The sequence below is a fragment of the Parabacteroides goldsteinii DSM 19448 = WAL 12034 genome (assembly GCF_000969835.1).
Taxonomy (GTDB): Bacteria; Bacteroidota; Bacteroidia; order Bacteroidales; family Tannerellaceae; genus Parabacteroides; species Parabacteroides goldsteinii.
The window spans coordinates 924,391-935,563 of record NZ_KQ033913.1; the positions used below are offsets into that span (position 1 = coordinate 924,391).

Consider the following 11,173-nt stretch of genomic DNA (forward strand, 5'->3'; position numbering starts at 1 on the left):
TTAACTGAAAAAGACACCCATATGTTTACCCGATACTTCAATTTTTATGCAAAAATAGTAGAAAACGGAATACAACCTACATAAATAATTGCATGGCAGTAATGAATATACTATCTTCGCGAAATTGTTAACAACGACTGATGTAAAGAAATGAAGAAGTGTTTTTGTCTCATTGTGGCCTTATTGTGTTTTAGTCTGTCTGTAACTGCCGCTCCGTTAACCCGTATCAAAGGGAAAATTGTGGATGCCGGAACAAATAAGCCTTTGGATTTTGCAGACGTTCTCCTTTTTAAAAAGGGAGATGATAATCCTGTGTTTCATGCTTTGCCAGATATGGACGGAAGTTTTGGAATTGCAGATGTGAAGAACGGGGAATACAGCCTGATGATCCGGTTGGTCGGCTACGATTTGTTTACCCGGCAGAATATTGTGCTCGCATCATCGTCGGAAATAGTCGACTTGGGTACGATTCCTATGAAACCGCTTGAAGTCGGGCTTGCCGAGGTGGAAGTCGTGGCGCAAAAGAAACAGGTCATCTATAAACTGGACAAGAAGGTGATCGAGGCCTCTTCGAATATGCTGGCAAGCGGAGGAACGGCTGTCGACATTCTGGAGAATACGCCGTCTATCCGCGTGGATGCCGAGGGCGAAGTATCTTTCCGTGGAAGTACGGGGTTTATGGTATATGTAGACGGTAAGCCGAGCGTGTTCAGTGGGACACAGGCTCTGGAACAGATCCCTTCCGGCCATATTGAAAATATCGAGATCATAACGACTCCTTCCGCCCGTCATGATACAGGGGGCGATGTCGGAATCATCAATATCATTACAAAGAAGCACGCACAGCATGGATTCAGCGGAATGGTCAACCTGACTGGTAGCACATTTTTGTCGAGAGGGGTTGATTTCCTGCTGACGCAACAGAACAAATCATCCCGCTGGTATTTTGGCGGAGGCTGGACCGACCGTTTGCGGAAAAGTGATTTTGACCAGGAAAAGACTACGATCGTTGCCGATACCGCAACGACATCCCATTCGAACGGTCCTCGTGAAAGTAATAATTTCAACTATTCCCTGAAAGCCGGCTGGATGTATACATTACCCCATACGACGTTCAATGCCGATCTGGAAGGTGGTTATGGCGGTCGTACCCGTACCGGTGACCTGGATTATACGGAGGAACGGGTGGTCGGCAGCCAACCTTTTGCCAATGGCGATTATTATAGTCGCGACGATTATGACCTGCATGAAACTTATTATCAGGGGAGTGTCGGTTTCGACCATAAGTTCAATGATAAGGGACATCAGCTGACCGGTAGTTTTTATCTGAAATATGGGGGGAATGCCATGGAGTATTTCCAGAGCGACTTGTTTAATAAAAAGAATGAGCGCGAACAAGGGCACCGTGCCTGGGAGGACGAACATCGCTGGACGGTTCGTGGTAATATGGATTATATCTATCCGTATAGCAAGACCGGCCATATTGAAGCGGGTTACCAGTATTTCTCTTACCTGGAGGATGGCGATTACAGCATGCAGTTCTGGAGTCCTGAAAAGCAGGAGTTTTATTGGCGGGATGATATCTACAATACTTTCTATTTCCAGCACGGGATCAATTCGATCTATGCGATTGTCGGCGACAGCTATAAATCGTTCGATTTCCAGGCTGGTGTAAGAGGGGAGCATACGCATCGTGTGCTTCGCAGTTCCATTCCCGGTAAAGACCGTGAATATAATAAGTTTGAGTTTTTCCCTTCGGTACATCTGGGATATACGTTCCCGAAAGATCATAAGCTGATGGCTTCCTATTCACGACGTATCACACGGCCGGAACTTTTTTTTATGGAACCTTATATTACCTATCGCGATTATTATTCGGCAGAAATCGGTAATCCGGATATCCGTTCGGAATATATCAACTCTTTCGAACTTAATTATAAGAAGAATATCGGTGAGCATACGGTTTCCGCTACGGTTTTCCATCGTAGCCGGAAAGATAAGATCGAGCGTTTGCGCGTTCCTTATGAAGCGGGTGTGACGTTGGACTCGATGGCGAATGTCGGTCACGATTATTCGACCGGACTGGAGTTGAGTGGCCAGGTTCAGCTTACCCGTTGGTGGAATGTGAACCTGAATGGTAGCCTGTATCATTACAAAGTAAAGAACCAGTACAAACTGAACGGAACGAACGAGAAGAGCACGAATTACGATATTATCTGGAATAATGCCTTCGACCTGGGCAAATCGACCCGTATCCAGTTGGACGGTAATTTTGTCGGCCCTTCCGTGACTACGCAGGGGCGGACCGATGCTTTCTGGTATGTGAACCTGGCTCTCCGGCAGCAATTGATGAACCGCAAATTGTATGCTACGCTGGCTTTCCGCGATGTCTTCAATTCGGCCCGTTATGTCAGCAAGATCACCACATCCGACCTGCAATCCATCACCCGGATCCGTCCGAACTATCCGCTTATCACGTTGACGTTAAGCTATACCTTTAATAATTTCAAGACAAAAACAACTCAGCGAAAGGAGGATCACGACTTGTTCGAAGGAACGAATCATTAATTGATATATTGGAATAAAAGGTAAGCATTCCCATCAAAGATCGTAACCTGCTTTCCGAAATTGTCCGCAAATTTGGCTGGGCATGTAGTGATCCCAGGTCAAGCCCGGGATCATTGGATAGTGACTTTTTACGCTATATCAATCAGCTTATGTGTCTGTAAACTGAGTTGCCATTCCGGGTGTTGGAGGATATAATTGACTATCTCCATCGTGTTCCGGCAGGAGCAGGGTTGGAGGAAGTGGTATTTGGCTGGCAGTTTGATGTAGGATGACAGGTCCTGTCCCAGATAAACAACCTTGACTTCATCCATATGGTCAATTTTGAGCGGTGTCCCTTCTTTGGGCGAACAAGTCACCCAGTCGATGCTTTTGGGCAACGGGCGTGTGCCGTTTGTTTCTATACATATATATTTACCCGCTTTGTGAAGCATGTCGATAAATGCTTCGTCGATCCATAAAGCAGGTTCCCCACCGGTCAGTATGACCATGTCTGACGGATAAGCGGAGATTGCCTCCAATATCTCTTCGTCCGACATCAATGTACCTTCTTCGTGTTCGGTATCGCAAAACGAACATTTCAGGTTGCATCCGGAAAAACGGATGAAAACAGCGGCTCTGCCGGTATAAAAGCCTTCCCCTTGCAGGCTGTAGAAAATTTGATTAATCTTTCTCATAGATCGCAGTGTTTGATTCTGACTCTTTAACTTCAACTTTATAACAATTAGGTAACTGGTCGCATATCCAGCGGGCCATATTCTCGGCCGTCGGATTGAAAGGCAGGACCTCGTTCAGATTCTGATGGTCCAACTTGTTTTTTATTGATTCTTTGATGTGACTGAAGTCGATGACCATGCCATCGGCATTCAATTCTTTCGAGCGACAGTAAACAGTGATGATCCAGTTGTGACCGTGCAAGTTCTCACATTTGCTGGAATAGGAGAGACGCAGGCTATGTGCTGCGGAGATCTCCATCCTTTTAATTACAGTGTACATGCTTAATTATGCAATTTAAGACGTTTATATATCGTATCTAATGTCACCTCGATACGGGTGCAAAAATACATAAAATCCCCGTGCCGTTAACTATACCGTATTATAGGATTTATTAAAAAAAGATTTATATTTTTGCATGTGTTAGAAAGTTGAATTTTTTCGTTTAGGAATGCTAAAAACGATATACAGGGGCAATAAGCAGTTGGAGGATTTTATTACTGCTTATGAATCAAGAAGAACCGTGTCTGTCTTCGTGACAAACCGATAATTAAACGGTGAAGTCCAATTGTTAAAAAATAGAAGAAGCTGCAAATAAGTTTCGATAATTTTAAAAATGTGTTTTATAATATCTTTTTTTATTTGTTCAGTAACATAAAATCCCGCATCTTTGCATGCAGATAACCTAAACAATCTTTTTGCCTTAAAGACTAATACCTATTAAAAACCTATAAAGAGGGCCTTTGAGAAAAGGCCCTCTTTATGATTTTTAACCACTTAGTAACCTGTTTCTTCTATTTTTGACGATATTTTACCAATCGCTTCATTCAGTTTTTCTTCCGGAGGAATCACATTGAAGTTACCCCAGAAGCCTTCATCATAATTAAATTTTGTTTCAGAGAACACTGTCCGGGTCGATAATGTTTCTTTCCGCCCAAAACGGCTGACATTGAAAGTATCCGTTTTGCATGTCACCATCTCGAACCATACATGAAGGGGAGAACTGCCGAACAGTTGTTTTTTCTTTTTTACTTTGAAATGAAGGTCTCCTCTTACATGACTGATGTGATAAGTACCGTTCCAGGGTTTATAGGAAACGGTGTAGATAACCTTTTGCGGGATTATTTTCAGGTTACGGCTTTTCTTTTCAACCAGCATGCCGGCTGCATTTTTTACATATTTAGGGTGTATTTCGAATTCGGCCCGCAGCAGCGCACTGTTTTCCGAATCGATATACAGGTTTCCTTTCAAGAGAGGACTGTTGATGAAATCACGTTGTTCGAAAGAGATCACGTTTGCCATCCGGTCGTCTATTACCGTGATGTCGGAATGGGCATAGACATAGGGATAATTCACATCGCTTTCCGGCAGCAGGAAGTCGGGTGCATCCTTCATGATATCCAGCTGTATGCTGGTATTGATTCCGGACTTCATTTTTGCGATGATCGTATCTTTTTCTTGATTGTTGGTGATACGGCGCATCTTCAACAGCTTAACCTGGTCGGTGACTGGACGGTTGGTGTACGCACTTTTGTATATTTTAAAAACTGCTTCCGTCAGGCTGACGAATTTGTTTTTCCGTTCGATACCTTCCCGGTAGAAAGTAGTCTGGTAGACGGGTTCCTGGGAATAGTTCAGGCTTTTGTGTTCCTGCATTTCCCGTAACAGGCGCAAAGGATTCACGATACGGATAACCACTTCCTGTATGGGAATCACTTTCGGTTCCAGTGTCAGCATACTGTAACGTTCTGCCAACAGTGAACTTTCTATTGCATAAGGCAGGTAGCCGATATGCGAGAAGTTGATCTGCGACTGGCGCAGGCTGTCAGGCAAACGCAGCCTGAACTCGCCACCCTGGTTGGTGACATTGCCGATGGAGCCATCATCGCTGACGCTGACTGTGGCAAACGGTATCGGTTCGTTGGTATATTTGTCCCGCAGAATGCCTTCGAGGGTAAAATACGGAACTGTATCCGGAAGGACTGGTTGCAGTGCCTCCTTTACGGGTAGCGGTTTTACCGGGCGGGAGATCAGGATATGATTGCCGATCACGCGGAGACCCAGGTCACGGTTACCGATAATATGGTAGATGGCCTCTTTTATAGTGTATTTGCCTCCCGGTATTTTTACTACCTGTTCGTTGTCAATGATTTTACTGTCGTAAATGAACAGGTAGCCGGAACGTTCGGAAACCTTTCCAAGTAACTGGTAAACAGTCTCCTTGCTTCGCGGAATTTGAATAAGGCGTTCGAGCACATCTTTATCACCCTTATCATCTGGGGAGCTGTCATCAGCAGCATCCCGATGAGGATCAATAATAGACGATATGTAGCGCTCAGTTTCACCTTGTATCCTTTTTATCCCGTTAGTTCTCATGCAAAGTAATCACATTTTTGTCACGTGTACATTTCAGGTTCAGGGCAAAGCAGATTAACTCTGCCATTGATTCCGGCGAATTGTCGGAGAAGGTAACGGTGAGTTGCCTGTCCTCGAGTTCCGGTGTTGTCTGAAAACGGATATCTTCCGTATTGAGGTTGATAATGCGGAGGATATCGGCCAGCCTTTCATCCTTGAAACGTATTTGCCGGACATAGGTTGCAAATTGTCCGTGGTCTTTTGTTTCGCTTACTTCCAGCTTTCGTGAAGAGAGGGTGACGGTTTCACCTGTCTTTACGTAAACATCTTGTCCGCTCTGCTTCAGCGTCACCTTCACCATTCCCCTTTGTACGGACAGTTCAAACGGTTGGGTATTATCGCTCTTTACATTGAACGCCGTACCCAACACCTTGATACGTGTATCTTCGGTTTCGATAAGGAAAGGACGCTGGCGGTTGCCTGCAATGTCGAAAAGAGCATTTCCCTGTAAGGTGATCTCTCTCTTGTCCGCCTGAAAATGTTCCGGGTAATGGATGGCGGCGTTGCCTGCCAGATAGACGATAGATCCGTCTTCAAGCGTGGTGGCAAGTGTCGTTGTTTCCATGTTCTGCCGGGTAAGCAGATTACGGTCGGTTTCCTTATTTGTTTGATTAAAATAAATTGTAGACAGATAAATGCAGAATACTAGCATTGCTGCTGTTGCCGAAATAATTTTCCAGAGTGGAGGACGGCGCATGTCTCCATAAGGAATGATACTGTTTTTCTCCTTATGGTCCAGTAAGCCATCCTTTTCCAGGCGTTGGTAGACATTCTCCCATGCCCGGTCCGTTTTTCTGTTGTCCCTTTCTTTACGAGTCATACTGTTTGTGTATAATTCTCAATTTCTTTCCTGAGTGTTTGAAGTGCCTTGGTCATTTCAGCTTCCACTGTTTTGACGGATAGAGAGAGGGCGGAGGCTATCTCCGCGTATTTCTTACCTTCGAAACGCTGCATCCGGAAGATGCGTAAGCGGCGTTCGGGCAGCTTGCTGAGAGTCCTGTTTATCAGAGCTTCCAGTTCTTTGTATTCGAGTTGGTCCTGCGGATCGGCCGGCTTGCTTTCCTGATTACCTGACAATACGTTTTCCCGGTAACGGTTGCGCACTTCCTGATGTTCGCAGTATTGGAGAGATTGGTTGCGCACGGCCCCGTACAGATAACTTTTCAGGGAACGGAACACTTGCAGTTTCTCCTTTTCTTTCCAGAATACGTAGAACAACTCTTGCACGATCTCTTCGGCGACGTCCATGCTACCGGTGATACTGGCGGCGTAGAGGCAAAGAGGGGAGTAGTAGAGCCGGAAGATACCTTCGAAAGCTTTGACGTCCCCCTCTTTAATCTTTGTTAGTACGAATAAATCGTTCAGCATGCCGTGGATCTTAATGATTAGAGTCCTTCAAATGTACGAAAAGATATTGAAATTTATTTCTGTTGCTTTTTTAATTTGTTGACAGCACTTTCCAGTGATTCCGTAGGTTCGATGATATTGTAGGCTCCCCAGAAATCTTCATCCATAAAGTTTTCTACCTTGTCGGACAACGATTGTGTTTCCTTAAATGCCATCTTGTACGGAATGTTGGTTACGTTTTCTTCCTTTCCGTCTGTTACGACCATTTCCGAGATGATCGTGTAGTTGGTAGAGAATAATTTGCGTTTCCAGTCACATTTAAAACGTACCCCGTTGCGAATGTAATTCAGATAAGTTACGCCGTTGCGGTCCTTGTAGTTTACCAGATAGGCTACTTCAAGCGGGCGGAAACGTAATCCGAACGGTTTCTTCTTGAGGATGGCCTGGGTCGCTTTGTTGCGGTCGTCCATACTCAGGTTGAATTCGGCACGGGTGAATGAGAGTCGTTCCTTGTCTATGTAAAGTTTTCCGTAATACAGGGCATACGGCATGATGACCTGCGGCTTGAAACTGATTACATATTGCGGACGGTTGTCGATATTCGTTGATTCTTCCATTTTGAACAGATAGTAGGGCAGACATTCCCTGTCGAGCAACACATCGGGGTTCTTCACGATGTCGCAAAGGATTGACAGGTTGGGGCCGCCGAGCAGTTTGACGGCAAGCGTATCGGTACTTCGCTGGCTCAATAGCTTGCGGCCTTTGTAAATCTGTACACGGTCGCGGTCTATGGCTTCGTGATAAGGCGTTTTGTAAACATCGATCACGGCTTCCGATATATTAATGTAGCGTCGGCCTTTCTGTGCCGTCTCACGATAGAAGCCGGTCAGCATATTCGTTTTCTTGCTGTAATTCTCCGGGATTTTCTTGATAGCCTCTTCCACGAGGTAACGCGGTTCTTTGGCATGGATGATGATCTCGTCGAGCATATTCTCGTAAGGCGTCATCCAGACGGTCAGGTCGGAAAGGTTCTTGCCGCTTACTTCTACCTTATTATTATAGTATCCGATATGGGATATTTCGACAGCTTTCACATGGGAAGCGTCTTTTATCTTGAAAGAGAATTCCCCGTCTTCGTTGGTGATAGTACCTGAAGTACTGCCGGGGATGGAAATGTTCACATACTCCAGCCGTTTCTTATTATTTTTGTCTTTGACAACTCCGCTGATGGTGATAAATTCCGGATCGGCATCGTCACGTACCAATTGGTCCTGTGCCTGCAACGGACTACTACCTGCCACCAATAATAAGATCAGCAAAAAACCGATGGATTGTCTACATAGTGTTTTCATCTTTGTATTGTTTTAATGGTGAATAATCGTGTTTGTACTTATAAGATCGTTCAGGAAACGAATACCCTATGGAAAAAGTGAATTATTTTGATAAATCTTTCTATATTTGTAAGGCTCAGTCGGACAATTACATATACTAATATATTATCTTATGAAAACCAAACATGTAAATCGAAGAGATTTTTTTCGGCTTTCAGCCACTGCCGGCGTAAGCGCGATGTTAATTCCGGGAGCCAGGGCTGCCGGTCTTCCCCAGGTGACTGCTAATGAAAATGAGATTCCTGTCCGTACGCTTGGCAGGACAGGTGTAAAACTGCCGATACTGAGTATGGGTGTGATGCGTGCCGACAATCCGAACGTGGTAAGAGCTGCCTATAATTCCGGTATATTCCATTTTGATACGGCCCACGGCTATCAGGGCGGGAAGAATGAAGAAATGCTGGGTAAGTTCTTTGCCGGGAAGCCGCGTGAGAGCTTCTTTATTGCTACCAAAGGAAAGTTCGATTATCCTTTGAGGGATGATTTCGAAGATTCGTATGAAAGATTGATCGACCAGAGTCTGCAACGCCTGAATATGGAACAGGTCGATCTCTTCTACGCTCATGCTCTGGATAAAGTGGAAGAGATAAAAGATGAGCGCGTGGTTGCCGTCATGAAGAAGTTTAAGGAGGATGGCAAAACCCGTTTCCTGGGCATTTCCATTCATGCCGGCAAACCTGAATTGCTGGATGCTGCCGTTGAAGCCGGTATTTACGATGTTGTCCTGCTGAGTTATAATTTCAAACTGTCGAATCTGAAAGAGACGGAAGAGGCCATAGCCCGTGCCGCTAAAGCCGGTGTCGGTCTGGTTGCCATGAAGACAATGACCGGTGGTACCGAAGACGCTGGAGGAAAGAAAAAGATTAACGCACAGGCTTGCCTGAAATGGGCATGGAAGAACGAACATATCACGACTGCCATCCCCGGTTTCTCCAATTATGATGAACTGGATGAATGCCTGGTTGCTGCCCGCTCCCCGGAACTGACCGCCGGCGACCAGGAATATCTGGCTACCCTTTGCGGACAGGAAATGTTGTATTGCCAGCAATGCGGAAAATGCCGGGCGCAATGTCCTGAACATCTTCCTATTCCTGATATTATGCGGGCCTACATGTATGCTTACGGTTATAAATATTCGCGAATGTCGAAAGAAACACTTGGAGAACTGAATCTTTCGGCGGATATTTGTTCCAATTGTGAAACCTGCCAGGTAAAATGTCCTTCCGGCTTCGATGTTTCGACAAAGATTGCTGCGATAACGCCGGTGATGCAGGTGCCTGACGAATTTCTGACTTAATAAAACGAACGTATGAAACAGAGCAATTATTTGTTACTCTTTTTCCTGTTGTCCCTCTGTCCTTTAAAGGCGCAGACACCGGACGAGTTGAAATCGTGGCTGCCGGCAGTAGACGGCTGGGAGATATCCGGCGAGGTGGAGGTGTTTAATCCGGATAATCTCTTTGACCGCATCAACGGGGCGGCTCCGCTTTTCATTGAGAATAACTTCAGGGAAATGACTTCCATGGAGTATAAAAAAGGAAGCGAGTACATTACGATACAGGCTTATCGCCATGCAACGCCGGAAGATGCTTTCGGAATGTATGCTGCCGAGCGTTCATCCGACCTGGCATATTTACCTGTCGGGGGAGAGGCGCAGGGAGATAAGACGAATCTGTATTTCTTTGCCGGAAATATGTATTTGAAGATGTGGAGTAATGCATCCGGCGATGTGTCCGAAGAATTGCAGGCGATAGGCAAGGCGCTTGCCGGAAGGTTGGATGCCGATGCCGGCTATCCTTCTGTTATCCGTTTATTCCCAGCGGAGGGGCAAGTACCTTATTCGGCTGCTTATATTACTTCAAATTTTATCGGCCATGAGTTTCTGCGTGCCGTATATACGGTGAAGTATGAAAAAGAAGGGCAGACTTTCCAGTTGTTTGTATTGGACGGCGGTTCTTCTGCCGGGGTTAAAAATATATTGACCCGGTATATGGCTTTCACCAAACAGGCGGATGAATTAAAAGAGGGCGTGTTGTTGGTCAAAGACCGTTATAACGGGGACATTCCGGTACTTTGGAAAGGACGTTACCTGATTGGCGTTTATAATGAGAATGGAGATACGGTTGCCTGTGGCGATGATTTATTGAAGGAACTGGCAGGAAAATTATAATATTATATGTCTGATTTTGATAAAGAGGATTTTGTGGGGGCTGTCTACCAGATGGTGAAAACGGTTCCGTACGGACGTGCCACCAGTTATGGTGCGATAGCCCGTGCTATCGGTTATCCGAATATGTCGCGGATGGTCGGCAGAGTGTTGGGAGGTTGTTCGGAAGTGGGAGTTCCTGCTTACCGGATAGTGAACAGTCAAGGAATATTATCCGGCAAAGATGCTTTCGGCACGCCGACCGAAATGCAGGAAAAACTGGAAGAGGAAGGTATCCGGGTTGAAAATAACCGTATAAAAGATTGGAAAAAGGTCTTTTGGAATCCTTTGGATGAGATATCATTTGTCCCGTGACAGGCAACGGGTGAATTTTCGGGAGTGAACGCAGAGACTCTATCTATTATGATGCTTATATCATATATTATAACACTACATTCTCATATATTGTGATACTGGAGTCGCATAATATATGAGAATGCAGTATCATAATATATGAGAATTTTCATATGTAAATAAATTGCGCTCCCTATCTCAAGAGAGCCGTTTAAACCATTAATAAATTGATTTTTTTAGA

The 11,173-nt window shown here is 45.1% G+C and carries 10 protein-coding genes; 4 read left to right on the plus strand and 6 right to left on the minus strand.

The window, feature by feature from the left end:
- Positions 1-150 precede the first annotated feature (150 nt).
- Positions 151-2,568, plus strand: coding sequence for a TonB-dependent receptor (locus tag HMPREF1535_RS16760; protein WP_046146894.1), 2,418 nt, complete (start codon positions 151-153; stop codon positions 2,566-2,568).
- A 128-nt stretch (positions 2,569-2,696) separates the two neighbouring features.
- On the opposite strand, the gene HMPREF1535_RS16765 is transcribed toward HMPREF1535_RS16760, so the two are convergent.
- The 6 genes from HMPREF1535_RS16765 to HMPREF1535_RS16790 all read right to left on the minus strand — a co-directional run bounded on the left by HMPREF1535_RS16765 (position 2,697) and on the right by HMPREF1535_RS16790 (position 8,393).
- Positions 2,697-3,242, minus strand: coding sequence for a 7-carboxy-7-deazaguanine synthase QueE (locus tag HMPREF1535_RS16765; RefSeq protein WP_046146895.1), 546 nt, complete (start codon positions 3,240-3,242; stop codon positions 2,697-2,699).
- A complete protein-coding gene (queD, locus tag HMPREF1535_RS16770) occupies positions 3,229-3,561 on the minus strand; it encodes a 6-carboxytetrahydropterin synthase QueD (protein WP_010803414.1) in 333 nt (110 codons plus the stop codon). The genes HMPREF1535_RS16765 and queD overlap by 14 nt, the downstream gene beginning before the upstream one ends.
- A gap of 495 nt (positions 3,562-4,056) precedes the next feature.
- On the minus strand, positions 4,057-5,655 hold the full coding sequence (locus HMPREF1535_RS16775; protein ID WP_244275646.1) for an STN and carboxypeptidase regulatory-like domain-containing protein: 1,599 nt from the start codon (positions 5,653-5,655) through the stop codon (positions 4,057-4,059).
- On the minus strand, positions 5,645-6,514 hold the full coding sequence (locus HMPREF1535_RS16780) for a FecR family protein (RefSeq protein ID WP_046146896.1): 870 nt from the start codon (positions 6,512-6,514) through the stop codon (positions 5,645-5,647). Before HMPREF1535_RS16780 ends, HMPREF1535_RS16775 begins: the two co-directional genes overlap by 11 nt.
- The gene (locus tag HMPREF1535_RS16785; RefSeq protein ID WP_046146897.1) at positions 6,511-7,062 is read right to left on the minus strand and encodes an RNA polymerase sigma-70 factor; all 552 of its coding nucleotides are present in this window, start codon (positions 7,060-7,062) and stop codon (positions 6,511-6,513) included. The genes HMPREF1535_RS16780 and HMPREF1535_RS16785 overlap by 4 nt, the downstream gene beginning before the upstream one ends.
- Positions 7,063-7,115: 53 nt before the next feature.
- Positions 7,116-8,393, minus strand: a complete 1,278-nt coding sequence (locus tag HMPREF1535_RS16790) for a carboxypeptidase-like regulatory domain-containing protein (RefSeq protein ID WP_046146898.1) — start codon at positions 8,391-8,393, stop codon at positions 7,116-7,118.
- Positions 8,394-8,544: 151 nt separating this feature from the next.
- On the opposite strand from HMPREF1535_RS16790, the gene HMPREF1535_RS16795 reads away from it, so the two are divergent.
- From HMPREF1535_RS16795 to HMPREF1535_RS16805, 3 genes are read left to right on the plus strand one after another with little or no spacing between them, the layout of a single operon-like run.
- The gene (locus HMPREF1535_RS16795; protein WP_010803409.1) at positions 8,545-9,729 is read left to right on the plus strand and encodes an aldo/keto reductase; all 1,185 of its coding nucleotides are present in this window, start codon (positions 8,545-8,547) and stop codon (positions 9,727-9,729) included.
- 12 nt (positions 9,730-9,741) lie between these two features.
- Positions 9,742-10,602: a DUF6599 family protein gene (locus HMPREF1535_RS16800; RefSeq protein ID WP_046146899.1), complete on the plus strand. Its 861-nt coding sequence runs from the start codon at positions 9,742-9,744 to the stop codon at positions 10,600-10,602.
- A gap of 6 nt (positions 10,603-10,608) precedes the next feature.
- On the plus strand, positions 10,609-10,953 hold the full coding sequence (locus tag HMPREF1535_RS16805) for an MGMT family protein (RefSeq protein ID WP_010803407.1): 345 nt from the start codon (positions 10,609-10,611) through the stop codon (positions 10,951-10,953).
- Positions 10,954-11,173: the final 220 nt, after the last annotated feature.